This is a genomic window from Natrinema salaciae, assembly GCF_900110865.1.
Classification (GTDB): domain Archaea; phylum Halobacteriota; class Halobacteria; order Halobacteriales; family Natrialbaceae; genus Natrinema; species Natrinema salaciae.
In genome coordinates, this window is the sequence record NZ_FOFD01000005.1 from 278,128 (window position 1) to 302,637 (window position 24,510).

Consider the following 24,510-nt stretch of genomic DNA (forward strand, 5'->3'; position numbering starts at 1 on the left):
TCCGGCTAAAGCCGGCGGAATCCCAAGCCTTGGGATATTAAGGTTCGCAGACTCCCTGCTCTCTCGGTGTGAACCGTCCGCTCTCGCGGTCGAACAAGAAGACTCCGGGCTGTGCCAACCAGCCGCTACTCATATCCTCCGGTGTGGTCAGCCCCTCTTCGCTGGCGTGGACGCATCTCAAAGGCGTTACGTGGGCGAAAAACTTCGAGGCGCACTTCGCCATTCTGCCGGCGGCTCTCGCGGCGGAGTTTCGCTCGGAACTGCTCTCGACGCTCGCACAGATCGGGATCAATGCGGGACTCATCGCTGGTGGACCAGAAGAAAACGGTTCTCTGACCGCCGATGGTGACTCGTTGCAGCTGATTTCAGGATTCAGGCCCGGCGGCCCGGAAGTCGTCGATCCGACGCCCCGAGTACACCACCACTCGGCGATGCTCTGGTTCCTTTCGGAAATGGTCGGCCTCTCTCAGGGTGGCTGGTTCGGGTACGAGAACCCAGAACCGCTCATTCCGGCGGGGAAAATTCAGCAGCTCGCCGATGGAATGTTCCAGTCGACTGCCTCTCAGTTCTCACCGGCAGACGTCGCGAGCCAGTCGACACGGCAACTCGGTCAGACGCTCGGAGCGGTCGGATGGTACGGTACTCACGCCGGCAGCGATCGGTTGCAGTCGAACGCTGTCGAATACGCGAACGAGCTTGCCGATCGGGTCGACAGCAACCTCGACGGTAACGGAATGGTCGAAAACGGGGCCGTAAATCAGGCTGCGACACAAGGTATCGTTGGGCAGGGGCTACTGTGGGCGTCCGAGCTCGATGGTGTTGATCGTTCCGACACCGCCGAGACTGTGCTCGGATACATGCTCGACGAACTCTGGGATAGCGACGCGGGAACGTTCAAATCCGGAGCGAGCGCGAGCACGTATGCAATTACCGCACGAGATGCTGGCGATATCACCGGCGGGCTCAACGCCGCCGATGCCGTTCTCGAGATGAACGGCGTCAAGGACACGTTCGCCCAGTTCTTCAATCAGACCTTCAATCGTGGACGACTGCAGCGTGCTGAGCGTCCACAGTCCAGGAGTGAGGACGCCGAGTACACACTCCCATTGCCGCCCGAGGCTGGCGGCGAATACGGTCAAGCGGCCGTCTACAACGCTGCGGTTGAGTACGACTCCAGCGCAGACGAATGGACTGTGACTGACGACCGATTCGACACCGAATGGTCCCTCTATCTTGCTAACCAGGACATCTGGATCGGGCAGTGGGGTGGAGACTTCTATCAGGGTCGCGGTCGGCCAGGTCACTCCGATTCTCCGCCGGATAGCTAATACCGGTACGTATTCGACTTGGCGCTCAACTGATGAGACAGAGGAGTCGGCATTCCCTCTCCTGAACTGACGGCCTCGGGCATATCGTACGTGTAGTGGAGTTCGGCCATATCTATTTCACAATCACCGTTCTCACATGCAATTTCAATCGTCGCAGGCTATCGATGAACGAATCGACTCGGCGACGGTCAAGCGGCCTCTGACTGACGCAATCAACGCCGCCAACGTGGCACTCAATTACTACGAACTGGCACCGGGAGATAGTTTCGTATATGGGTATCATATGCACGAAAACCAAGAGGAACTCTTCGTTATTCAGGAGGGACGGGTCACCTTCGAAACGGAGGACGGCGAAGTCGTTGTTACAGCAGGGGACGTCGTTCGGTTCGCGCCCGGTGAGTACCAGCAGGGTATCAACAGGGCTGACGAGCGGGTAGTCGCCTTAGCAATCGGTGCACCACAAGAAACGAGCGGCTCAGAAATTCTCCGCGATTGTGATGCCTGCGGCGAGCGTACGCCCAATACAGTCGAACGAGCCCAGGATGGCCAGGCCAAAATCACCCGATGTTTAGAATGCGGCAACAAGACAGGACGGTTCGATTAGGACTGCATCTCTCAACACAACCCCGGACATTACGCTGAGGCGACCAGTCGCTGGTGCTCGGGTTTCATACACCGGTCTTGGACGACGCGCAGACCAGCCGCTTCCGCCCTAGCAACGGCCTCGTCGTCGTGAATGCCGAGCTGGAGCCAAATGACATCTACGTCGTCGCGGGCGAGAGCTTCGTCGACGATCCCAGCAACTTCGGGACTTGGCCGAAAGACGTCCACGATCTCGATCTCCTCCTCGACGTCGGAGAGTGAATCGTAGGCAGATCGTCCCAGAATCTCATCTGCGGTGGGATTGACCGGGATGGTTTCGTCGCCCTGTGCTTGAAGATCTTTCGGGATTTCGTGGGCGTCCTTTCCCGGCGTTGACGAGCAGCCGACGACAGCGACTGTTTTGTGTTCGAGTCTGTTTCGGACTTCGGTGTCTGTCTCAACAGGCATATGATTCGTACGGTTTCGCCTATGAAAAGGTTATTCTCGCGACGAATCCGATTCAACGGAGTTCCTCACATCGGGCCAGACCATTTGTCGATGCTTCCCCCACGCTTATGCAGGGACAATCCGTACTCGTTGACGGCGACTCGATCGATCTCGCGCATCCCTTCGGCGGTAACTCCAGTCACGTCCTGGCCAGTCGTTGTTCGAAATGCATTCGGATCTATACGGACGGTACCGTATCGCGGGTGAGCGATCTTTGGCGGGGACGTTCTGCACCCCCCTTCTCGACGTTACGTCAAGGTAATCCCATTACCTTTCGCTTAGCTTACAATTATGGGGTGTCGAAGCGCACCTGATCACAGAAGGTAACCACACATGGCTACTGAAACACAAACGATAACCTCAGTTGGTACCGTCACGTCCGCAGACTGGGCGGCAGGCGCGATCGGCGGCTTCGTCGGTAGCGTTCTGTTCGGACTGATCATGCAGTACGTCATCCCGGCGCCGATGCTCGAGATGGCGATCCCCGCGATGTACGGTATTGAGGGTCCAGCGCTGCTCGCTGGGTGGGCGATCCACCAGTTCCACGGCGTCGTCCTCGGCTGGCCTACGTCGCGCTCGTTCAAGTCGGTCCGCTTCGCGCACCTGCGAAACGCGTCGGTCCGGCGATCGGGCTGGGGATCGGCTACGGCGTCCTGACGACCGTCGGACTCGCCGTCCTCGTGATGCCGATCTGGCTGTCAACGGTCGGTTTCCCCGGTGCACCGCCATTCCCGAACGTCGCGGTTCCCGGCACGATCGTGAGCCTCGTCGGCCACGTCGTCTACGCCGTCCCCGTGGCGCTGGCGTACGCGCTGGTCGCTCGAAACTAGCTCCGTCGTCGGCTATCGTCCGGAACCGAATCCTCCGAATCGATTCGGCCCGTGACGCAGAGAGGTCCACTATTCCATTTTCGAGCGTCGACCGCTGAGCGCTCGCAACCGTTCGAGTCGCTCGCGTTTCTCGAAGGAGTGTGCGAACTCAGCGCACGACCGAGAGCGGGTTAAGATGAGTCATGCCCTACTCTCGAACGAGAATATATGGTGACAGATCCTGCCTGCGGTATGGAAGTCGATCCGCTCGCGGCCAGCGTGACAGCCGAATATGATAGCCAACTGTACTACTTTTGTTCGGACGGCTGTAGAGAACAGTTCGAAAAGAGCCCACAACGATTCGCCGAGAGCGCGATCCCGGCGATCGGCCAGCGGGACGGCGTTCGATCGCCGAGGCTCTCTTCCGGGTCGGCCGGCGGATCGTTCGAACTACACGTCCATCACGACGACCACGTCGACGTCGGGGACGAGGTGGTGCTGACGAAGACGATTTCCGAGGACGATGTGAACCGGTTCGCAGTGGCGACGAGCGATACTAACGCGTTGCACCTCAACGAAGTGTTCGCGAGTCGCACGCGGTTCGAGAACCGAATCGTCCACGGGACGCTCGTCGCGGGTCTCATCAGTGCCGCACTCGCTTCGCTCCCGGGAATTACGATCTACCTCTCTCAATCGCTCGAGTTTCACGGGCCCGTCTTTATCGGGGAGTCGGTCACGGCAAGTTGTCAGATAGACGAACGGGTTGACGAACGCAGATATCGTCTCACAACTCGGGTCGCGAAGGAAACCGGTGAAACGGTTATCGACGGAAGTGCAACCGTTCTGATCGACGAACTGCCGCTCAGTACACGTGACGAGTGAACCTCGGAGACGGTTACCGGCGAGTAAGATACTAACCGATATGTTAGAAGTTCTTCGGGGCCGTCGCCCGTGGCGATCAAGCGCTCAGAGACCATCTAGCAGTCGAAGTCAGTTGTCTGTTCGCGCTCCACTTACTTGTGTTCGCTCTCGTTTCGGCAGTTATCCTCAAAAGGGGAAAAGAAGGCTCGAAAAGAACGGAGACGAATGGCCCCGTCGGGGAAATCGCTACCAGAATCCCGCCGTCGGAAAACGACGACAGGACCTGTCACAATCGATCGACGGAACGGAAACAACGCGCTCTCGCGTTCGATCGCCGCACAGGATCGGGGACCACTCGGGCAGTAGTCGTCAATCGGCTGCCGGAATGATGATCAACGGCTGATCGACATTTGTGGCTAGCGTCGCGAGCACATTCTGCGAGAGCAGTCTGCGCCAGATCGATCGCTCACGCGGCGTCAGTACGATCGCGTCGGCCGAGTAGTTGTCGGCGGCGTCAAGGATCGTTCGACCGACGTTTTTTCCGTATCGGATGTCGGTCGAGACGGGGATGTCGGCGGCGTCGAAACACGCTGTCGCGATGTCAAACACCTCGTTCACGCGGTCTTCGATAGGCCCTCGATCTCCGTCAGGTTCCACTCCGTGAACGACGTGTAACACGTGTACGCGGCAGTCCTTCCCCTCCAGGTACGGGAGCGCCGCGTGACAGGTATTGCGCGCGTCTGTTCGATCCGCGAGCGGTAACAGGACGTCTATTTCGACGAACGAGCGTGGCATAGGATGATGATGATCCGCGGAGTACGCCGATGCGTGACGCAGGAACTCCATCACAAGTTAACACTGCCCGAAATATAGCGGTGTCGTTCACGAGTTCGAGACGGTCTGTATCGCCCGAATTGGCTGTCACTTGAGGGATCGTACCGTTGCTCGGGATGCCGCGCCGTATTAAAAAGGCACCGTCGGGTCGCCGCGCCGTTATCCCGTAACGATCGAGAGGAAGTTCTCGACTGCTGTGTCGATGCTCGACAGCACAGACTCGTCGATCGACAGGTCGCTGCTGCGAGTGTCGACGTCGTGGTCGAGCTCGCTGTCGCTCTGGCTGTCGTCAGCGTTCTCGCTCAGATCTCGTTCGTTCACGTCGCGATCGGTCGAACTCTCGCGGTGATCGTCGTCGCTTCGCTCGCGATCACTACTACTCCCACTGTCTCTCTCACTGGACCCTTCGAACGAGTCCGCCGCTTCGTACGTGTGTTCGCCTTCCGCACATTGGTCGTCGACCTGCTGGAGACCCACCTGGGTGGAACCGACTGCGACGCTGTCCGGCTCGTTCTCCAATCGATTCACACCGGTTTGAACGGTCAGTACTCGGTCACCGTCCGACGGGGAAACACCCCGACGAGTCGATCGGCATCGTAAACAGCGAGACAGATGGTTGGCAACACGATGACCGGAGTCCGTTCATCTGAGACCATCGACGTCCGCTCGCGTCGTTTGAACACGGGTACGAGCGAGTACCCGTTCTGACTAGCCCAGCACTCGAACTCCGAAAGCCGGTCGCGGATCCGTTCGACGTCGTCCCCACCGATGACGGAGGAGCCTGCAGCGATCTGTCGCCCCCAAACTCGGAGCGTTACGTCGGCGAGAGCCCCTGTCAGCCGTAACTCTTTCAACGGGATGAGCAGCTCGCGTTGATCGGGGGAAGGGGCGAATTCGCGAAACCAGACCGTCACACGCAATCGATCGTTCGAGATGTCGCCCGTCGGTGTCTTATCGCTGTTTTTCGAATTCATGTCGTTGTGAGCGGCACTGCCAGTGTTCACGAGACCGTCGTTCGTGTTGCCTCAGTTCGATCAACTCTCGAATACGTCAGGTTAATTCGTCAGCCATTGGCCAGATCAGTGTCCCACACTGCTCGTACGCACAAAATGCCGGCCCGATCAGGCAACGTATGTGAACAGACGCCGTATGCGACTGCTCGGTCGGTGACGAGAGACGGGTGAACAGATAGCTATCGTAACTGAATATCAATACGTAACTATATGACGTGCTAGCACTACTACACGGTCATGGTCGAGTCGACAGAGCAACTGGCAGTATGGTGTGCTGGCGAAGACTGGTGTCCCGTCACGTCCACCGCAATGTTGATCGGGAAGAAGTGGCACACTGTCGTTCTCCATCGACTGCTCGCCAACGGGCCGCTCGGATTCAATGCGCTGAAAGAGGAAGTCGGCGGCATATCGAGCAAGGTCCTCTCCGACGTCCTCGAGGACCTCGAGTCGAAACATCTGATCCAGAGGGAGATCGTCAACGAAAAACCGGTCCGCGTCGAGTATTCGCTGACCGAACTCGGCGAATCACTGGAGCCGGTTATTCAGGAAATGGCCGCTTGGGGGCAAGAGCATCTGATGCCTGCAACGGACGAGAGTAGTTCGATCGCGTGATGAACCGGGATGAAAGTGATCGTGCAATAATTGACTACCCGCAGTGTGCAATACGTTTGAATCCCCGCCAGCATTTTTATCACTTTGACTAATAAATCAGCGTAGTGGATATGGGTGCGTTGAGAAAAAATGATAAACAGGGACCAGAGACGAAGCAGGGACAGACGAAAGCAAGCCGATATCGTGTCCTCCTCGTCCTAGCTGTTGCCGAACTGCTGGCGATGACGCTTTGGTTCAGTGCCTCGGCAGTCGGGCCGGAACTCACGGCGCTCTGGAATCTCTCGAGCGCTGAGACAGCCTGGTTGACGAACGCGGTGCAACTCGGCTTCGTCGTCGGTGCCGTGCTTTCTGCGACGCTCACCCTCGCGGATACGATTCCGCCGCGGTACCTGTTTGCTGTCTCAGCTGCCATTGGTGCAGGGGCGACTGTACTTATTGCTCTTGTCGTGTCGTCGTTTCTCCCGGCCGTTCTGTTACGATTTCTGACTGGTGTCGCACTGGCCGGTGTGTATCCGACCGGTATGAAAATCATGGCTGGCTGGTTTCGGGAAGGACGAGGTTTCGCTATCGGCACTCTTGTCGGTGCACTCACGATCGGATCGGCGATGCCGCATCTACTTCGGGCGATTGGTGGCGTCGGCCGTCCGCGTCTCGTCTTACTGGGTGCGGCTGGGCTCGCGGCAGTCAGTGGTGTGCTCGTTCTCTTTGTGCGTCCGGGTCCCCACCAGGCTCCGGCAGCCCCATTCGATCCCGGAGCGGTTCGCCGGATGCTCGGTGACCGCGGGACGATGCTCGCCAACCTCGGATATTTCGGTCACATGTGGGAATTATACGCCGTCTGGGCGTGGATTCCCGTCTATTTAGCTGCGAGTTTCGCTGCCAGCGGCGACCCGGCACCAACAGTCGCTGCTCTGCTCGCGTTCGGAACTATTGCCGTAGGGGGTATCGGCGCCCTCGTCGCCGGTGTGTTCGCAGACCGAATCGGACGGACGACCGTTACGAGCGTAAGTATGATCGTCAGCGGCACCGCCTGCATTGGTGCTGGCTTCGTGTTTGGTGGTCCTCTTTTTGTTCTCGTCCCGTTCCTATTGATTTGGGGGTTCGTTATCGTCGCCGACTCCGCGCAGTTCTCGGCGGCCGTCTCCGAACTCGCCGAGGACAGTTACGTTGGGTCAGCCCTGACGCTGCAGACTGCCATCGGATTTCTACTCACGGTGGGATCGATCCAAGTCACGCCGATCATTGCCGGTGTCGTCGGCTGGCAGTGGGCCTTCGCACCACTGGTTATCGGACCGTTCGTTGGGACAGCCGCTATGTTATGGCTCCGACGGCTTCCCGAGGCAAATGCACTGGCTGGCGGTCGCGGGTGACCCCGCTCCACTTTCACGCTGCGAGGATGACTTTATTGTAAACCAACCGACCAAGCGTGTTCGCGTAAGAACAATACAGACCAGCGCGATAAGACTCACCCTGGAGTATATTCGTATACTGATTCTGCAACGGGATCAGCCGTTCCGAACGTCAGAATGTGATGACTTCGTAGCCGTCGTCGACGAGCGAACGGATACTGGAGTGCCCGTCGTGGTCGTCAAGCCGAACCACGCCGGAATCGTTCACTGCATCATCGACACCGAACGCCCCGGAGCAGAAATCACACGCGGACGCATCATCTTTGACGGCCTGGTAGCGTTCGTGCTGGTCACTGTCCGGATCTTCGAGTTCGGGAATCCACTGCGTTCCAGCTCCGTCGAAAATGAGCTCCAGCTCGTCTCCGTCAGTCTCTGCGAACTCCTTCGCCGTCTCGAGAGCATTAACGAGGTAGCCGAGGTTCGCATGTCCTTCTGTTCCCGCCAGGATCACAACTGCTGTTTTTGTCATAGCATCCGCTAGTACAATTCCAGAGAATATAATCCGTCTGCGGCCGTGCAACGATGATACGCCTGCGAAGGTGGTTTATACACTCCGGTGCTGTTCGCTGAGATCAGCGGCAGCAAAATTCGCTCCGAGCAGCCGTCACAGGATACACCCTCCAGTGGTGGGGCAACTGGTCACTCAGAAGCGACATCGGTTCAGACCCTCTCCGTATTGCCCTCTCGATCAGCGATGACGTACGCTTCGAGGCCATCGAGGACTTCCTCGAACGTCTTCCGGAAGCGAGATTCCATCATCAATTTCGCCATTACGGTCCCGAAGAATCCGTACTTTGGTTTGAACGTGGCGGCCATCGTGACCGCCGTCGCATCACCTCGTTCCTCAACACTGATTTGGACCCTATTTCGCTTCAGAGGCATACTGCCGACATCGATGAACTCCACAGTGTAATTCGATTCAGGACTGTATTCGATAATTTCCTCTTCGATACGGTCACCATCCTCGAATACACACTCGCGGGTCGCACCAACACCAGTCTCCGGACCGTCGATGATCTTCGACGTCGCAACGTGTGGATTGTACTCGGAGACGTGACCGAACTCATCGAGTGCAGTCCACACGTGTTTAGCTGGTACTGAAATTACCTTTTCAACACTCACATTGTGCATATCTGAGTAGAGTAACCTCACCGGTATAGCGCTGTCTTGGTAGTGCAAAAAACAAACACAAGGAGTGGAGACAGAACCGCGACACTACTCACCCAACGTGGAAGACACTCTCTGCTGGGTGGTAATGCTGTGTGGGATATTTTAGTTCGTCCTTCGGGTCAGAGTTCGACGTCTGTTGCCGACTCGACCTCGAAGCGGGTCACCTCTGGCTCTCCCGCGAGTAATTCCGGTAGTTCAGCTGCGAACCGCTCGAAGTGATCGGACTCAGCGTGCGCTCCGAACGCTGCTTCGTCCTCGTACTGTTCGAAGAACCGGAAGAGGTTCTCGTCGTCTACATCGGTCGCGACCCGGTACTCGACGATTCCGTCCTCCTTCCGTGAACTATTCGAGGACGTCGCGAATCCCCGTGTCGGTATTCGAGCGATCGACTGGTGACGGCTGGCAACTGACAACGGAGCTAACCGAGGGCGTCTACATCGAATCAATGGCGGTGGCCGATGATACGGCTGTCCTGCGGACAGCAGACAGCGACGGGCTCGTAGATGTCTTTGAGCGCGAAGGCGGGGAATGGAGGCGCCGACAGACGCTGTCTGCTACTGATCGGGATGATGGACGGATCGTCAGATCAATCGCGACTGATGGCGATACGTTGCTCGTCAGCGCACCGCACGCTCAGTTCGGCGACTCGGTCGGTGCGGTTTACAACCTTGATCAGCCGTCTAGTACAAACGATCCGCGAGGGATATATTTCAAGTGTCCGATACGTCCGAGCAGTTCGGCGATGCGATAGCGACCACGAACGGAACGACAATCGTCGCAGGCAGGTATTCCGAGGAGAGAGTTGTCTACATCTACGAGCAGTAACCTCCGGTCGCTCCCAGAAGGTGAATCTTCTGTATTCAGCAAACTCTGGATAATGTGTCTGAAAAGCGAGCGACCAGCGCATCGACATTCACTCCGAGTACTCGGAGCGGGTGTTACGACGACACCACGGTGGCACCTTGCGGGTCTGTGCGCTATTCGTTGGGGCCACAGTGGCCCCCTCGATGGGGTACCACCGGTGGTCGTCCCACTGGAACCGCACAGGCCGTGCCGTCGGCCTGACTTCTGAGCTCGTTGCCTGTCGAGGGCGATCTCGCGACGTTCGGCGTCGCTCTCGGCCGCCTGATACCGCTTGTACAGCTGGCGGATTTCGTCGTCGACTGATCCCGCAGGAGTATTTGATGTCATCTCTTTCGCAGCGTCCAAGTGAGTGTCTGCGAGCAGTCACCGGTCACGCAGACGATCTCGAGTGTGTCGACAGCATTGGCAGGCCCGATGTCGTACTCGACGAGGCGGTTCGCTGCGAGCTGCCACGCTTGCTCAGCGAGTTTGGGATCAGCGTTCTCATAGTGAACACTGAACTCGGTCAGTGCAACTGCGACGAGGAGATCCTCCTGTCGATCGGTGGGAGACATCGCCGATGTTGGGTGCGGCTTCTCTGATAAACTGCAGGACCATCATTGCTTGATTGCAGCATTTGTAGAAGGTACCCCCGTCTTTAGGTGCGGGAGGGGGTCAATCCATGCATTGTGCAGTGGACTGAGCTCGCGTCCCTTGCACCCTTCTGAGGAGAGATAGCACCTCGAATGAGCGAGCACTTCTCTCTTATCGAACGAATGTTCCATCCGGACCAAGAACAAGCCCGGTTCGAATCTCGAGATCGACACGGCGAAGATGCTTACAGCCACTCTTTGGCTGGCGCCGTTCGAAATCTGTGCAGCTACAGGTCTCTGCCTCGATGTCTATTTCGTATGTGTTCCCGCTCTCACTATCAACTTCGTAGATCGACCCCGCCGTGGTGAAGCAAACATCCATCTGCTCGCTCAATGCACGGCGTGTTCGGGCGTTATCGATCGAGTAGCCACCTGCCTCGAGCGGGGTTGGTGGTGCTGGCGTCTCGCATTGGTCTCGAAACTCGTCGCGACGGTTTCGTTCCTGGCCGCAGTTCCGACAGCGCCAGTAGCGCGTTCGGTACTCGTAACAGTTAGTCAGGTCGATATCGTAGGGTGTTGGTTCCGTGCCTGGTAGCCACTCGTCGATCGCGATGAGTTCATGCCTGTTTAGTCGAGCAGTGTCTCCGGAATAGCGTTGCTCCCGGTCACTGGTATCGCTGTAATCGTGTTGCTCGTAGTGCTGTTCTCGGTCGATCGGCTGATCTGTACTCATAGGGAATCTCGAGGCACAGATGAGAGCGCCTCACCTGTCAGGCGCGAAAAAACACCATGTAGACTGTCACGTTAGTGGGGAGACGCTCCGGATTGGCATGTGATATTACGAGGCTCGCAGCGGCGGTCGCGGGGCGTTGAGCGGCCGAGGGATTTCGAAACCTGTACGATCTCTCGCTGATTAGGAGCCCGTCAGCCGGCGGCGGCGCGGAAGTTGTTTGGGCTTCTCCCCTCGCCGTAGTTTCTTATTCGTTGAGGAGCACTATCCGATAATGACTGATGAGTTGACGGACCGCGAGTACGAGGATTGTTGGAGTGACTCTGTCGAGACCATTGCGTTGGAATTTGAGGTTCCTCGAGCCACTGCAGCCTCTTGGGAACGGAATATTGGTGATGTAGGGGCCCTCCAGGAGTCGCTTGGGAGGTACGGCCCCGATAACTATCTTGAGCTACTCCGTCGACGACGACGAGAGTGGCTTCCCCGCGAGCGAGAGAAACGCGAGGAGGAGTGGGTGGACTCCCTCAAGCGGTGGTGTACGAGGAAAGCCGATGGCGTCTATCTAGTCCATGAGTCGGAAAGGGAGGACTTCCGGAGTGAACACAGGGCTGTAGGGATGCAGTCTATGAGTCTGGGTTCTGAGTGGCGAGCTGTCGCTCTGACGGATGGTTCAACGAAACGCCGTGAAGTTGGTGCGGTCAGTGGAATGACACGGACCGAGGAGATGGCGGCACTTCGGGAGGAATTGGAGCGGAAGGAGGAACGGGTGAAGTATGATCTGCGGCGAGTTGATTCCGAATGGATCGGCTTGACGGGAGAACTTAGGAGGGTCGAGAAGTTCGTCTAACGTATCGACGAAGAAGTCAACTTCTCGGTCGGTATACTGGTCTCGCATCGGCTCAACTACCTCACGCCACCGGACGCCGATTAGAAATCAAAGCCCGCCACGGACCAGGCCGGAGCGGAGGTTGACGATCGGGGATCCGTCACGGACGCGGCGTCGCGTCCGGGCCGTACTCCACGTCCCAGTTGTCGAAGAGCGCTCGGAACTCCTCGCGCCTGCGTTCGATCTCTTCGTCAGTGAACTCCTCTTCCGCTTTCGTAAGTTCCTCGTCGTAGGTGAGTTCGACGGTCGCATAGACGCCATCGCTCTCAATGATCCAACTTGGCAGACAATCGCTCATTATGGTAAAATAGTACTCGTACCCCTGGGCACCCATACACGCTGCGTTGTATCCCTTGTCGGTTATTTTTTCGAACGTCGTCTCAAATTCGGCCACAGACCGAGTCGGACCGACGTCGACGCTCGTCCCGGTTGGGGAACGGGAGAATGAAACGTCAAACGTCACGTACGACCATCGATACCGAGCGTCGAACGGGAGACACGGGTGCCCACAGTGCATCAGTACGATGTTGGGATACGGCTCGTCACTAGGGTCGTACATTCGACACTCGATCCACGACTGGAGAATCTCGAATTCGTCGACGATAAACGGTCTCGCCTCGATGTTGCCCATATAGTGCGATCAATCAGACCGCTTTTAGAGGCCCTGTTCATGCGGAAAAGAACGCATCGGACAAAAGAGCAAGCGGCGTCCTTAGCCCGCGAGGGGTGGGCCAGCCGCGGCGGCAGAGACCGACTGCGCGGGCGGCCGGAGCCGCGGGACGCCATTCGCGCTCTCCACCCAATCGCCCGGATCCGTTGACTGGCCTCGTCGTACTCCACCGACAGTTCCTCGTCCTGGACCACGAACGTGATTGCCCCGCCGGACTGGTGCTCGCTTGTGATATAGAAGTTGGGCGTGTCGCTGACTTCGTCGACGTTGGTCACCGCCTCTGTGGTCGGATGCTGCTTCGAGTAGTTTGCTGGTACGACAACATGCTCCGGCGGACCCATACCGCTGATCCAGCCGGGACTGCTCATATTCGGCTACTCAGTAGTCGATGCGGCGCCGTGGTGTTGGAGCGTGAGAACGTCTACGTCGCCATCCGCCTTCACGTTGGACGGGTCACGAGCGTCGCTCGCGATGTGGAAGCGTTTCTCCTGAGCCTCAACGGTCAGGGCAACCGATTCGGCGTCCACATCACTCCCGACGGGCGCGTCAGGGTGGACGACCTGGACGTCGACGCTCGACCCAGGCTCGAGTGAATCGCCATCACCTGATGTGACGCTTGAGTGGAACTCCAGCTCGCCGGCCGTGTCGGCCTCCTCCAACGCTCTCTCGAGGTTACGCGCGGTCTTAGAGTCGGCCTTCGCGTTCCAGTAGACTTCCTCTACGTCGAAGTCCTCGAGCAGATACTCCCCGTACGAGACGTGGTCCTCGTGACCGTGCGTCAGGACGAGTTTGTCAATGGTGTTAACGCCGTTCTCCTCGAGTTGCTTCTTCAGTGAGCCGTCGTAGCTTATCTTGGAGGTCGACGTCGACCCGGCGTCGACGAGCAGGTTGCCGTCCGGCGACTGGACCAAAACGCTCTGGCCCTTCCCGACATCCAGGTAGGACACCTCGACGCGGCCGGCGTCCGGATCGTCGCTCAGCATCCTATCTTCTTAATGGTAATGCAGATACCGGCGCAGCTGAACTGAGTCTGTTCGTGAGAAACCACGATGATGGTGCGATTAATTCGAAGACGATCGACACGCCAGTATCAGGTAGTTATGGAAAGCGCAAAAGATACAAGGACTTCACTTTGCGCTCTGACAAAATTTATGATATAGGTGTGGAATTGCGTACAAGAGCAAGCGCTTCAGGATCAGCAAACTCCACGGATTACTATAATGACTATTCGTCAATGGGTAAGGACCTACGGCGTGTCAGAGTCAGAAACGAAGGATGGGAAAACGATGGTAACCTCATGTTCAGATACATAGGATAGTTGGATCGGTGGTCGGATTGTGGGCCAGACCGCAAGCCTACAGAGTTGAATCAGCAATATCGATGCAGTCCTAGCAAGGTCAAAGGAACGAACGTCAATTGGAAGTATATCGACGCACGCAGGAAGAGCCGCTCCCAATTGCTTGTTCCTCAAACTCACTGCGATACTATCTAAAGAAATAGTCCGAAAATATCTAAATATGATATATTTAGATTAGGTCAGGTAGAAGAAAATCACGCAGAGAGTCTTCTATTTCTACATCATTTGGGTCAATATCAACATCATTTGTAAGGAGGAGGTTGCTGGAGCCCTCTACTGAAACGAATTGAGTTGGTGCATCAGGATTCGTCCCTCGCTTGTCATGGTGATTGGAGAGGATCTTTTCAAGCCCATGGCTGAACTGAGACGAATCTTCTTCAATTAATCCAGCAAGGGCTAACTGCAATCCATCGTACTTTAGGTATTCATGATCAATGTCAGAGAGTTTCTTGTTCCAGGAGATAGCTTGAGATTCATTTCCATCAATATACGCTGCTAATGCTAATGCATGATAGAGAACATGCGAAAAGTCAGAATGGTTCTCAAGAATCCATTCTTGATCGAGGTCATAGGTATGTGAGATCGCATCATCAATATACGCATCTTGCTGGGATAGAATTGCTGCATAAAGTGCATCAGAGCATTGAGTTGGCTGATGCCATTGATAGGAATCCTCAATGCTGTCTTCGTATTCATCTACGAGCTCGATGATTTTCACTGAGTGGTTTGCTGCGCGGCCAAACCAAGACAATGCTTCATCGGAGTTTCCAAGGAGACTTTCGCAGATACCAACACCAAGAGCACTGTCTGCTATCCTTCCTTCTACAAAGGGAAGTGCGTCAGTAACCACTTCTCCCTTTTCCATGCGATTGTGATTCTTCTCATAGGCCTCTAACTGACTCTCCCGTTGATTTCGAATTGTTTCTTCAGTACTCATCGCTGTTCACCGATCTTAATTAGTCTAACCTCATCAATTCCTAGTTCGTTAATACTCTTTGTAACTGTCTTCCCATCCTTGGGACGGTTCTGAATGACAGTTATTTCTCTCCTGACGTCCCCAGTTGCTCTGGCATCTTCAATTGCTTCTCTTGTGGATTTATCTATTCCTCTCTCTTCAGACAGAACATTTCTAATCCACTGATCGGACATCTGAGTCACATCTCCATCCTTTGTTTTCCCTAAATTCCTCTTTCCGAAGTTCCCGTCATCACTTAGGAATTTCACCTCGTCAATAATAAGGTCGCCCTCTGGATCCTTATACACAAGGTCCGGACCATTATCGTTCACTGTACCGGGATCATACCCTTTGTAGATGTAATCATCGACCTTCTCACCCTCATCAATCTTACTCGCGATCTCGGTTCGAATGTTGGTTTCAGCGATTTTCTCACCAGCTGCACCTTTACTTAGGTCAGTTACTTTATGGTAATTCAGATAGTCAGCACCGTTATCAATATATCGAGCGTCCACTGCAACGTCATACTGGCTACCAGTAATACGCGCGGTCCGCTCGCAACCGATGTCCGAGAGACTCTCGGCAGCGACTTCGCGGACTTTCCTGGGCTGGTCGAAACAGTACCCCAGCAACACGTCGACGGCCGCATCGGTTCGTTCCTCATCGAGGATGCCGACCGATCGAATGCCGTACAGGACGCCATCTCGGTCCAAGGCGTCTTCGGCCGAGAGCAACTCCCGCAACGCCTCGAATTCGGCATCGCCCGCCGTCCCGTCCTTGAAGGAGGCTACCAATTCTTTTACTCTCTCCGTTGTCTCAGTGGTCTCGAAAAGATCGTCCGACATGTCTCTTGATCGAAACAGATCACTCACTGTAATGTATCTCTGGATTCGACACGACGGCCCGGTCCCACCCACGACCAGTGTGATTATATTCAGCAGCATCGTACTGAAGCCAAATGGACAACGAGTCGCCTGATTCCGCACACTCCCAGGACCCCGAGATGTACGAGGACGAGCAGCTCGGGACGTTCGAGAGAAAATCCAGCAGAGGTCTCTATTCGACGACAGCCGAGTGGATGGGTACCGAGGTCGAGTTAGAACTCTGGCTCTCCGAACCCGACGACGGTGTGTCGGGGCTCACTGTCGCGAAGGCGCTGTGGGACGACCAGTCCACGTGGACCGAGCGGATTCAGCAGTACGCCCTCGACGAGTTGCTCGAGCTCAAGAACGTGGAGTGGATCGAATCGGAGGATGACACGGTGACTGCCGAAGAGTTCACAGATAGGATAGACCTGAAAACCGTCACCATCGATCACGATGGCGGGTTCACGTTCTGGCACGACGACGACGATCTGTTCTTCGGACACAGCATCATGGTCTCTGGGAACCTCGAAAACGGGATCTTCGAGGCGCATCTGTGACTGTCCCGCCGTCTGGTACCGACGTGAATCACATTCGACGTGACACGTTTTCTCGCCGCCACCAGATTGACTTTGCTGGTACCTTTGAGGGTAATAAATGGTCGACCGGTCGCGGTACCAGCAGTGGATTCAAACGTGGAGGAAGGTAGTACCAAGGTGTCGATTGGATGCACATCGAAGACAGCTACGATGACAAATCGACGACGCTGACGTGGGAGTGTGTGGGAGAGTCAGTGTCCGTGACGCTCTCGGGGCTGGTCCACGCCGAATACGCCGAGGAGGAGGACGTAGTCGTCACCGCGAGTGTCGAGGGGACAATACGGATGCTGGCGAGTGATGGAACCGAGCGGGACGCGTTCGAGTACACCCTGCCCGACGGGATCGACCTCTACACCTTGGTCCCGAGTATCGTTACGGAACTCGGTGTGACGATGGTGCTGGCCCACGACCCACCGCATCGCGGGGAGGTGCTCTGGCAACACGAGATAGATATCGAGCGCAAGGAAGTCGGTGGCCCCGTCGCGAAGTGGCGCTGACGGCTATTGTCGGTGATGGCGACCGGGAGACTCCTGTCTCGGGCACGTCGATACGGGGGCAACGACTGACGGCCCCTTTCGGCCAAGCAATCTCGTGGCTGCTCGCCGTATTCAGAATCGACGGGAACTCGTCCGCACCAGTGCCTCGGTCGCAGCGGCGTACCGGCCGGGTTGGACTTCGCCGAACGAGACGACCAGCATCGTCACCTCGTCCTCGGCATCAACGACCTCGTAGGACAGTTCCAACCCGTCCATTCGGCCGTGATAGATGGGATCGCCGTCGAACGAGGTCACGGAATAGCCGAGGACGGCCGCGATCTCGTCAGGATTAATGTCCGGAGCGTGGTCCCGTATCTCGGTGAGCGGCTTCAGGCTCGCCAGGTCGACCCTGCACGGCCCGCCGCCGACCTCGACCGAGAACACTGCTCCGTCCTGCGATTCGAAGGAAACGATCTCGCCGTCTCGTCGTTCGATATCCATGGGTTTCGGGCCTCGGTAGTGGGGGCGTCCGAACAGCGGCTGGGCCGACACTGGAGCCGGTCCGGGTCACGGCAGGCTCCCAGGGGTTCGGTCAGTTCGACTGACTCGCTGATAAAGGGAAAGGGTTTCGGACAGATCCAGAGTCCGTGGCGGTCGAGTCGCTCCTCCCTCGGTCCGATGCCGACGCGGCGGAGTTGCGCGATTTGCGAGACCTCCTTCAAGAACTGGCTCGCGCGCATCCGCGACCGGATACAGGATTACAGCCCCCCGTTCTAACGGGGAACTGGGCGAATTAACCTGGTGGGTAATTGTAAAAACATCTAGAAAGCTACTTCGACCAATCTATTTTCGGGAACATTCTGTTGGATATATCTGAATAGAAGGCGCGCATCAATTCCATCCTCCGAGAGTGTCTCTGCGCGTGGGTACCTCGGTCGTACCGTTGATCTCGTCACTCGTGGGCGGATCGTTTCGGAACTGCCGTTTGCGATCCGCGTCGCAGGCGCGGTTCGTCTCGAGACGGCCACCTCGGCTCGAGTCTATCGCGTGAGTCGCGGTCTGAGCCATCTTTACGGTTATCGTCTGACCGTGACCGGACAGTCGGCGGTGATGAACGGTTCATCGTCCCCGTCGGCGAACGCCAGCCCGCCGCAGTCACGGCGACAGACTCGCCAGGCCGGCAGGGTGGGAATGTCGTACTCCTCCGGATCGCGGAAGGCACCCGCGATCGCCCACTCTCGAGCGCGCATTCAGCCGTCCTCCGTGATGACGTCCGCAACCTTCTGTCGGTCGAATAGCTGCTCGTCTTCGGGAATCTCGGGATACGGTCCCTCGGTGTAGGTCGGCCACGTCCCGAAGACGTCGGGGTAGAGTTGCTTCGCGGTCATCTCGAGCTGGAATAGGTTCAGTATCGGGCCCTGGTAGCGGGCCCCCTGCGGGTAGACGCGGTCGTTTTGGACCGCGGAGAGCTCTCGGCCGACGGAGTCGTTTTGTAGCGACGATCGAATCCCGGTTATATCCGTTCCGGGATGCATTCCGCCCAGCGAGAAGAGCACGTCGGGATCGGCCTCGAGCAGCCCTTCCATATCAATCGTGTCGCCGGAGGAGATGTCGTCGCTCAGGGCTCCGATCGGACTGAGGGGGCGTACGTGTGCCGTCAGGAATCCGGGGGTGTCCAGCGTGTAGACGTAGATGCTATCGATGTCGCTCATCCCAGCCAGCACCGCGGTCGGACGCTCCTGTTCGGGAGGAAGATCCTCCTCGATCGTATCCAGTAGGTTCGCGTGTATCTCTGCGAGCGCCTCGTACCGCTCCTCTTCGCGGAAGACCTGGGCGACCTTCTCGAACATCTCCCAGAGGGTGTAATACTCGTAGCGGTCGGCCCACTCGGCCGGTGGCTTGCCGTGTCTGTCGCTGAACTTGTTTCCGAACCACGGAGCAATGGTATCCCGAATCTCCTCGATATCCGATGCGTCCTTGCTGTCGAGAGCGTTCACGCTCGCCGGATCAGCGAGGTGGATGTCGCTGTTGAGCTCGTAGAGCTTCTCCTTGCTGGGATCCCAGGACGAGTACAGGCCCGTCCAGTCCAGCGTGACGCCGGGGAGTCGTTCGGTGAACTGATTCCACAGTTGGTCGTAGTACTCGGGAGCGTGCATCGCGTTGACGTCGTCCCCGCGTCCGAGGGCGAACGCCATGCCGGCGTGGTGGGTCAGCCGCGTGAAGATGCTCTCCGGCGGCGAGTCGAACGAAACCTCGCCCATCGGTGCCATCGTCACTGAATAGGTGCCGTCGGAGTTGGTGTCCCCGTTGTCGCTTTGTCCGACCAACTCCGAACAGCCCGCGAGGGCGGTCCCGGCCGCGAGGGCCCCGCCGTACTTCAGCGTCTCTCTGCGCGTCGGTCCGCCCGTTGTGCCGTCAGTATCGTCGTTCATCGTTAGAACTCCCCGTTGATGATGTCCGCGACCGCCTGGCGATCGAACAGTCGCTCGTCGCCGGTTACGTCCCCGAACTCGTCAGGGAACATCTGTTTCGCCGCTCGCTCGGTCAGGAAGAGATTGTGAATTGGGCCCTGATTGAGGTAGCCGCCGCGATACACCCGCCCGTTCCGGACGGCGGTGAGCTCGCTCCCGACCGGGTGGCTCCGCATGTAGTCGAGAACGATGTCGCGGAACTCCGCGGCGGATTTCCGCTCGTGACCGCGGACGAGGATCACCTCGGGATCGATCTCGAGCAGGTTCTCGTAGTCGAGTTCACCGCGGTTCGTAGTGCTGAGATTGTCGATGTCCGTCCCCGTCAGGGCGTCGTTGATGCCGAGATCTCGCCACTGCTTCTTGCTCGTCCCCGCGTCGTCAAGTCGGTACGGCGAGAACGTCTCCGGTTCGTCGGTTCCCTCGTAGGTGAGAAAGACCTCCGGTCGATCGTCACTGGGCGGTAGCCGCTCCTGAACGGACGCAATGAACTCGGTGTGGAGTTCGCTGAACGCCTCGTAGCGCTCACGCTGTTGGAATACCTCGGCCACTTTCTCGAACGCTTCATACAGCGTGTAGTAGCGGTAATCGTGCCACCCATCGGACCGTCGGAAGATCAGATTCCCGACGAACGGTGCGACAGTCGACGCGATCTCTTCGACGTCCGCTTCGTCCCAGTCGAACCAGTTGATGAGCATCTGTGGGTCATACAGGTGGACGTCGCTCTCGAGTTCATAGAACTCCTCTTTGGTTCGAACCTCCGGATACCGCTCGATGACGTCTCGGTCGACGGTCACAGCCGGGAGTTCGTCGTAGACGTACGTGTAGTAGCGATCCGCGCCACCGACGCCGGTCAACCCGTCGGCTTGTCCCAGTGCGACGGCCATATCGGCGTAGCCGCCGTCGTATGCGGCCCACTGCTCCGGTACCTCACCGAACGTGACGGTTCCGACCGGTTCCATCGAGACCGAATACGAGCCGGCTTCGGTCGTCTCGGTCTCCTCGCGCTGACCGACCAGCTCCGAACAGCCCGCGAGGGCGGTCCCGGCCGCGAGCGTGCCGCCGTACTTCAGCGTCTCTCTCCGTGTGGGTGCCTCAATCGTTCCGTCATCGTCTCCCATTTACCTGCCTCCGTTGCTGATGGTCACGCTCTCACGACGGTCGAACAGCCGGTCCGACTCGGGAAACGCCGGATACGGTTCCTTCGCGCCTATTTCACACTCGACACCGTCATCGAGTCCCTTCCGTCGCTGTCCGCCACCGCCGTTCCGATTTTTCCCGCCCGACGATGTTCGAATGGCCGGCCAACGACCCCCCACAGGCGGATTGCTGTCCGTCTCGAACGCTCGCCGTGTCGCTTTCTCGCGTCTCGTTTCGTTACACGCCATAGTTTTAGGCTCACCTAAAACATGATAAGCGCTTCGATTATTAGGCTGGCCTAAATCTCGGCGGTAGGTGCGGATCGGGCGCGCCGCAAGGCCGAACGTCGTAATCTCCGTCAACTCGGCGACGGGGATTTGCCTCTCGGTTCGCTCGTTCCCTGTGCATTCGTAACGCGTGCCTTTTCAGATCTCACCCATGTTCTCCTGTTTTCGCATCAGATAGAGGAAGTACGGGCCGCCGAGGAGCCCGGTCACAATGCCGACGGGAACCTGGGTGGGGCTCAACGCCAGTCGCGCACCCACGTCGGCACTGACCATCAACGCCGGACCGACGAACAGACAGCCGACAATCAACTTCTTCGAGTCGCTCCCGACCAAGTTTCGAACCAGGTGTGGAACGATGAGCCCGACGAAGCCGACGATTCCGGCGACGGCGATGCTCGCCGACGCAGCGAGGACTGCGACACCCGACAGCGCGAATCGGACTTTCTCGATCGACATGCCCAGCGACTTCGCGGTCTGTTCGCCCAGCAGGAGGACGTTTAACTGACGCGAGCCGGCGACGGCGAGCAGGATCACCACGATCGTCGACGGAAGGATGAGTCTCACCTGATCCCAGTCGGTGCCGGTGAGCGACCCAGTGGTCCACGCGATGGCCGACTGAACGACCCCGATATCGTCCGCGAAGAAGAACAGCCCTGTCTGTAGCGACCCGAAGACCGTTCCAACGATGACGCCGGCGAGGACCAGTCGGACCGGCGACGTTCCGTTCTTCCAGGCGATCACGTAGACGATGAGAAAGGCGACGGCACCGCCGACCGCGGCAATTATCGGAAGAAATGCCGTCAAGCTCCCGAAGACGACGAGCGTCAACAGAATCATGAGCCCGGCACCGGAGGAGACGCCGAGAATGAACGGACTCGCGAGTTCGTTGCGGGTTACCGCCTGAAATATCGCCCCCGAGACACCGAGATTCATTCCCACGAGGGCCGCGACGAAGACTCGCGGTAGCCGAATGTTCCAGACGATGAGGCTTTCGGGCCTCATCTCGGGCATCGTTTCGCCCAGTAAGAACGCGTCCCAGGCCTGCGGGTTGAACACCACGTTCGGATTGAACAGTGCGCTCCACGCCTCGAGAAACGTCATCGAGTAGGCGCCGTAGCTCACCTGTATTAGCCCACCGACGAATACGATGCCGAGGCTAGTGACGACCACCGTCGCGAGTTTCGGATCGAGGAGCCACTCGAACCGTGACTCGGGTAGCCGCGACGCCTCAGTTCGCTCCGTTCCGACGTTCGACTTTTTGCCGCTCATCGCGGGACCGACCCGACTGGGCCACTCGAGGCGGGGGAACCGAAGCCGATAGTTTCGCTGCGTGAATCGTCACGGTCTCCACGCCGGGTCGACAGCAGATCGGGCGATACACCGCCGTTGACTCCACTACTGTCCCTCGTACCGTCTTTCCGAACCGACACGTTTCGGCCCCTGCATTCGACCACCATACGGATTTAGGTCGGCCTAAAGAACAAAACCGTTCCGATTTAGGGCAGCCTAAATGTTGGTTTCTCGAACGAGAACCGAGTATCGATACCGACCGAAAGTCAGAAGCGCTCACCGGAGTCAGCTGCGAGTCCGTCGACGATTTCGTCCGTCCGTTCGCGAATCGACTCGACCAACCCGATCCCGTCGGGCGGGTCCGCCGTTTCGTCCCGACTCCCGTGCGAGAGACGTCGCGCGGATGATCCACGATAGTCACGAGTCATCGTGTTCGACTTTCTGGCCCCAGTAGCCCGGGTGTTTCCGAACGACGAGGTCATCCTCAATCGGGAGTTGGCACGCTAACCGGAGTTCGGAGTCGGGACTGTGAGGTGGGAGTTTGAGACGGCGGAGCTCTTTCTCCGTGGGATCAGCGACCTCGCCTTCTACAATTTCGACAGCACACGTTCCGCAGATCCCATTGCCGCGACAGTTCGTATATTGGGCTTTCCCGTTGTGAGTGGTGAGCCCCGCATCGAGGAGTGTTCCACGGAGGTCGTCCCCGGTGTTGGCTTCGATCGTTTCACCCTCAAATTCGATTGTGGGCATGGGGAACGCTGCCACCCCCATACACAAATACGTTTGACCGTCCCTTCCGCTCTATTCAACGTGCCGCTTTCGACGGTAACTCGGTAACTCGAGCGAGATCTGCCGTATACGAGGCGCGCAATCGTCACCTGAAACGAACTAAGCAGGTCGAGAAATCACGCGCGGTATTTATTATGATCGATGATGTAGAATCTTCCGTAATGTCCGACCCAACCGATAGCGAACACGTCAGAGCGCTCGGGATCGAATTCGGCTCCCTCGCCCACCAGCTCGATCAACACGAGTATCCGACGACGTGCGAAGAACTGGTCGAGGCACACGGGAGTTCAGTCCTCCGGTTCCAAAACGGCGAACAGACGCTTGCGGAGGTGCTGAGTCCGGTGCCTGAAGAGCAGTTCGATTCGGCTACGGAAGCCCGTACAGCCATCTTCAGCAACGTCGCTGAAGGCGCCATCGGACGGAAAGGCTACAGTGATCGCACGCCGCCAGCGCTCGGCGAGCAAAGCGAGGAACCAGAGGAATCGTTTTGAGCCCTCCCGAAAGACACATCCGTTGTATTTAGCACGGGGCATCTGATAGACGTGATCGGATTCTCGAGCCGGAATCCTGACTTGCGATTCGCTTATTTAGCGTAAGGGTGCATGCGTATCAGACGAAAGGCTGTCCTAGACCAGTGACATCGCGATAACGACACTGCCACCAATACCAGCAAGAATACCGACCCCACGTGCCAGTCGCTCACCCCACGCAACCGTCCGTTCGAGCGAGACCACGATCGCGATGAGCGCCATCCAGACGATATTCATCGAGCCCACGATCACCATGAACGCGAACAGCGCCCAACAACACCCAATACAGAAGACGCTGAACTGCCAGCTCATCCGAACGGCACCACGCACCCCCGGCCGGTAATGGCCCAGAAGGAATCCGAGCGGTGATCGGCAATACCGCAGACACCGGTATTTGTATGACGAGAGCTGGTACCCCGATACGAGTAGCAACGACCCGCCCATCAGGAGTCCGCCGTGGGCGTTCGCGAGGCTGACGATCGGCACTATCGCATTGACAACAAGCGGGACAACTCCTGTTACCGTCCAAACGAGCGCGTACGTCCCGATAAACCCCCCAACTCGCGTTGCTTTGCCTGCGGCCGTCGTTCCCTCGAGTGTCTCGGCGTATAGCCGGAAGAGCGGGACCGACGACGGGTACATCATGGCGATCATCATTACCCCCCACATGAGCAGGTACAGACTGATACCAGTCAACCCGTTCGAGAGAGCCATCGCCTCCGGTGCCCCCGGGTCGGACATGTGCATTTGCATACCCGTTTGTCCGCGAGGCATCGGGAGCCAGCGTCCAACGACTGCTGCCCACGCGAGCAGCGCGATTACGGAGGTACCGAGCGCGATAATCGGGATGCGCCGGCGGGTGATTCGATCCCGGACTGCGTCGTGTGTCCCCATGATTGATCGGCTATC

31 protein-coding genes and 1 pseudogene are annotated in these 24,510 nt (G+C 57.8%); 11 read left to right on the forward strand and 21 right to left on the reverse strand.

Annotated features, from left to right (window positions below):
- Positions 1-68 precede the first annotated feature (68 nt).
- A complete protein-coding gene (locus BMX07_RS25705) occupies positions 69-1,328 on the forward strand; it encodes a plasmid stabilization protein (protein ID WP_175480182.1) in 1,260 nt (419 codons plus the stop codon).
- 65 nt (positions 1,329-1,393) lie between these two features.
- Here the strand turns inward: BMX07_RS25705 and BMX07_RS25800 are convergent.
- Positions 1,394-1,477: pseudogene (locus tag BMX07_RS25800) on the reverse strand (DUF7559 family protein); the annotation flags it as partial.
- Between BMX07_RS25800 and BMX07_RS18050 the strand changes: the two are divergent.
- Positions 1,465-1,932, forward strand: coding sequence for a cupin domain-containing protein (locus tag BMX07_RS18050; RefSeq protein ID WP_090620553.1), 468 nt, complete (start codon positions 1,465-1,467; stop codon positions 1,930-1,932). The pseudogene BMX07_RS25800 and the gene BMX07_RS18050 sit on opposite strands and share 13 nt — an antisense overlap.
- 29 nt (positions 1,933-1,961) lie before the next feature.
- Here BMX07_RS18050 and BMX07_RS18055 read toward each other — a convergent pair whose 3' ends face one another.
- Complete coding sequence (locus tag BMX07_RS18055; protein ID WP_090620555.1) at positions 1,962-2,378, reverse strand: CoA-binding protein; 417 nt, start codon at positions 2,376-2,378, stop codon at positions 1,962-1,964.
- A gap of 372 nt (positions 2,379-2,750) precedes the next feature.
- Between BMX07_RS18055 and BMX07_RS25260 the strand changes: the two genes are divergently transcribed.
- The 3 genes from BMX07_RS25260 to BMX07_RS18065 all read left to right on the forward strand — a co-directional run bounded on the left by BMX07_RS25260 (position 2,751) and on the right by BMX07_RS18065 (position 4,108).
- Positions 2,751-3,074: a hypothetical protein gene (locus BMX07_RS25260; protein WP_245742156.1), complete on the forward strand. Its 324-nt coding sequence runs from the start codon at positions 2,751-2,753 to the stop codon at positions 3,072-3,074.
- Positions 3,075-3,100: 26 nt separating this feature from the next.
- Positions 3,101-3,247: a hypothetical protein gene (locus BMX07_RS25265; protein WP_245742157.1), complete on the forward strand. Its 147-nt coding sequence runs from the start codon at positions 3,101-3,103 to the stop codon at positions 3,245-3,247.
- Positions 3,248-3,454: 207 nt separating this feature from the next.
- Positions 3,455-4,108: a MaoC/PaaZ C-terminal domain-containing protein gene (locus BMX07_RS18065; RefSeq protein WP_090620557.1), complete on the forward strand. Its 654-nt coding sequence runs from the start codon at positions 3,455-3,457 to the stop codon at positions 4,106-4,108.
- A gap of 348 nt (positions 4,109-4,456) precedes the next feature.
- On the opposite strand, the gene BMX07_RS18070 is transcribed toward BMX07_RS18065, so the two are convergent.
- From BMX07_RS18070 to BMX07_RS18080, 3 genes are all read right to left on the reverse strand, one after another.
- Positions 4,457-4,933 carry a universal stress protein gene (locus tag BMX07_RS18070; protein ID WP_090620560.1) on the reverse strand — a complete coding sequence of 159 codons (477 nt, stop codon included), beginning with the start codon at positions 4,931-4,933 and terminating at the stop codon, positions 4,457-4,459.
- A gap of 147 nt (positions 4,934-5,080) precedes the next feature.
- Positions 5,081-5,449, reverse strand: coding sequence for a hypothetical protein (locus tag BMX07_RS18075; RefSeq protein ID WP_090620562.1), 369 nt, complete (start codon positions 5,447-5,449; stop codon positions 5,081-5,083).
- Between the two features lie 14 nt (positions 5,450-5,463).
- Complete coding sequence (locus BMX07_RS18080) at positions 5,464-5,895, reverse strand: HTH domain-containing protein (RefSeq protein ID WP_090620564.1); 432 nt, start codon at positions 5,893-5,895, stop codon at positions 5,464-5,466.
- A gap of 276 nt (positions 5,896-6,171) precedes the next feature.
- Here BMX07_RS18080 and BMX07_RS18085 point away from each other — a divergent pair, with 276 nt between their 5' ends.
- Both BMX07_RS18085 and BMX07_RS18090 read left to right on the forward strand, forming a co-directional pair.
- Positions 6,172-6,546: a winged helix-turn-helix transcriptional regulator gene (locus tag BMX07_RS18085; RefSeq protein WP_090620566.1), complete on the forward strand. Its 375-nt coding sequence runs from the start codon at positions 6,172-6,174 to the stop codon at positions 6,544-6,546.
- 110 nt (positions 6,547-6,656) lie between these two features.
- Complete coding sequence (locus tag BMX07_RS18090; protein ID WP_090620568.1) at positions 6,657-7,916, forward strand: MFS transporter; 1,260 nt, start codon at positions 6,657-6,659, stop codon at positions 7,914-7,916.
- Between the two features lie 151 nt (positions 7,917-8,067).
- Here BMX07_RS18090 and BMX07_RS18095 read toward each other — a convergent pair whose 3' ends face one another.
- From BMX07_RS18095 to BMX07_RS18120, 5 genes are all read right to left on the reverse strand, one after another.
- Positions 8,068-8,424, reverse strand: a complete 357-nt coding sequence (locus tag BMX07_RS18095) for a DsrE family protein (RefSeq protein WP_090620570.1) — start codon at positions 8,422-8,424, stop codon at positions 8,068-8,070.
- A 191-nt stretch (positions 8,425-8,615) separates the two neighbouring features.
- Entirely contained in the window at positions 8,616-9,086 is a 471-nt protein-coding gene (locus BMX07_RS18100) for an SRPBCC family protein (protein ID WP_090620573.1), read from the reverse strand.
- A gap of 158 nt (positions 9,087-9,244) precedes the next feature.
- Entirely contained in the window at positions 9,245-9,511 is a 267-nt protein-coding gene (locus tag BMX07_RS18105) for a putative quinol monooxygenase (RefSeq protein WP_394328399.1), read from the reverse strand.
- An 801-nt stretch (positions 9,512-10,312) separates the two neighbouring features.
- Entirely contained in the window at positions 10,313-10,543 is a 231-nt protein-coding gene (locus BMX07_RS18115) for a hypothetical protein (protein ID WP_090620579.1), read from the reverse strand.
- Between the two features lie 190 nt (positions 10,544-10,733).
- Positions 10,734-11,294, reverse strand: coding sequence for a hypothetical protein (locus BMX07_RS18120; RefSeq protein ID WP_090620582.1), 561 nt, complete (start codon positions 11,292-11,294; stop codon positions 10,734-10,736).
- 271 nt (positions 11,295-11,565) lie between these two features.
- Here BMX07_RS18120 and BMX07_RS18125 point away from each other — a divergent pair, with 271 nt between their 5' ends.
- A complete protein-coding gene (locus BMX07_RS18125) occupies positions 11,566-12,138 on the forward strand; it encodes a hypothetical protein (protein WP_090620584.1) in 573 nt (190 codons plus the stop codon).
- Positions 12,139-12,277: 139 nt separating this feature from the next.
- Here BMX07_RS18125 and BMX07_RS25270 read toward each other — a convergent pair whose 3' ends face one another.
- The 4 genes from BMX07_RS25270 to BMX07_RS18145 form a co-directional block, all read right to left on the reverse strand.
- Positions 12,278-12,511: a hypothetical protein gene (locus BMX07_RS25270; RefSeq protein ID WP_245742158.1), complete on the reverse strand. Its 234-nt coding sequence runs from the start codon at positions 12,509-12,511 to the stop codon at positions 12,278-12,280.
- 710 nt (positions 12,512-13,221) lie between these two features.
- The gene (locus BMX07_RS18135) at positions 13,222-13,830 is read right to left on the reverse strand and encodes a ComEC/Rec2 family competence protein (protein ID WP_090620587.1); all 609 of its coding nucleotides are present in this window, start codon (positions 13,828-13,830) and stop codon (positions 13,222-13,224) included.
- A gap of 543 nt (positions 13,831-14,373) precedes the next feature.
- Positions 14,374-15,141 carry a hypothetical protein gene (locus BMX07_RS18140; RefSeq protein ID WP_090620589.1) on the reverse strand — a complete coding sequence of 256 codons (768 nt, stop codon included), beginning with the start codon at positions 15,139-15,141 and terminating at the stop codon, positions 14,374-14,376.
- A complete protein-coding gene (locus tag BMX07_RS18145; RefSeq protein WP_090620591.1) occupies positions 15,138-16,004 on the reverse strand; it encodes a hypothetical protein in 867 nt (288 codons plus the stop codon). Before BMX07_RS18145 ends, BMX07_RS18140 begins: the two co-directional genes overlap by 4 nt.
- 113 nt (positions 16,005-16,117) lie before the next feature.
- Between BMX07_RS18145 and BMX07_RS18150 the strand changes: the two genes are divergently transcribed.
- Positions 16,118-16,582 carry a DUF2262 domain-containing protein gene (locus BMX07_RS18150; protein ID WP_090620595.1) on the forward strand — a complete coding sequence of 155 codons (465 nt, stop codon included), beginning with the start codon at positions 16,118-16,120 and terminating at the stop codon, positions 16,580-16,582.
- Positions 16,583-16,749: 167 nt separating this feature from the next.
- Positions 16,750-17,118 carry a hypothetical protein gene (locus BMX07_RS18155; RefSeq protein WP_090620597.1) on the forward strand — a complete coding sequence of 123 codons (369 nt, stop codon included), beginning with the start codon at positions 16,750-16,752 and terminating at the stop codon, positions 17,116-17,118.
- 111 nt (positions 17,119-17,229) lie between these two features.
- On the opposite strand, the gene BMX07_RS18160 is transcribed toward BMX07_RS18155, so the two are convergent.
- From BMX07_RS18160 to BMX07_RS18185, 6 genes are all read right to left on the reverse strand, one after another.
- Positions 17,230-17,598: a hypothetical protein gene (locus BMX07_RS18160; RefSeq protein ID WP_090620599.1), complete on the reverse strand. Its 369-nt coding sequence runs from the start codon at positions 17,596-17,598 to the stop codon at positions 17,230-17,232.
- Between the two features lie 575 nt (positions 17,599-18,173).
- On the reverse strand, positions 18,174-18,347 hold the full coding sequence (locus BMX07_RS24635) for a hypothetical protein (protein WP_175480193.1): 174 nt from the start codon (positions 18,345-18,347) through the stop codon (positions 18,174-18,176).
- Positions 18,348-19,529, reverse strand: a complete 1,182-nt coding sequence (locus BMX07_RS18165; protein ID WP_090620602.1) for an ABC transporter substrate-binding protein — start codon at positions 19,527-19,529, stop codon at positions 18,348-18,350.
- A 2-nt stretch (positions 19,530-19,531) separates the two neighbouring features.
- Complete coding sequence (locus tag BMX07_RS18170; protein ID WP_090620604.1) at positions 19,532-20,686, reverse strand: ABC transporter substrate-binding protein; 1,155 nt, start codon at positions 20,684-20,686, stop codon at positions 19,532-19,534.
- 444 nt (positions 20,687-21,130) lie between these two features.
- The gene (locus BMX07_RS18180) at positions 21,131-22,261 is read right to left on the reverse strand and encodes a FecCD family ABC transporter permease (protein WP_090620608.1); all 1,131 of its coding nucleotides are present in this window, start codon (positions 22,259-22,261) and stop codon (positions 21,131-21,133) included.
- A gap of 438 nt (positions 22,262-22,699) precedes the next feature.
- On the reverse strand, positions 22,700-23,032 hold the full coding sequence (locus tag BMX07_RS18185) for a 2Fe-2S iron-sulfur cluster-binding protein (RefSeq protein ID WP_090620723.1): 333 nt from the start codon (positions 23,030-23,032) through the stop codon (positions 22,700-22,702).
- 200 nt (positions 23,033-23,232) lie between these two features.
- Here BMX07_RS18185 and BMX07_RS18190 point away from each other — a divergent pair, with 200 nt between their 5' ends.
- Positions 23,233-23,562, forward strand: coding sequence for a DUF5789 family protein (locus BMX07_RS18190; RefSeq protein ID WP_175480194.1), 330 nt, complete (start codon positions 23,233-23,235; stop codon positions 23,560-23,562).
- A 135-nt stretch (positions 23,563-23,697) separates the two neighbouring features.
- Here the strand turns inward: BMX07_RS18190 and BMX07_RS18195 are convergent, their stop codons facing one another.
- Positions 23,698-24,495 (reverse strand): DUF2182 domain-containing protein, encoded by a 798-nt coding sequence (locus BMX07_RS18195; protein ID WP_090620612.1) that lies wholly within the window; start codon positions 24,493-24,495, stop codon positions 23,698-23,700.
- Between the last annotated feature and the right edge of the window lie 15 nt (positions 24,496-24,510).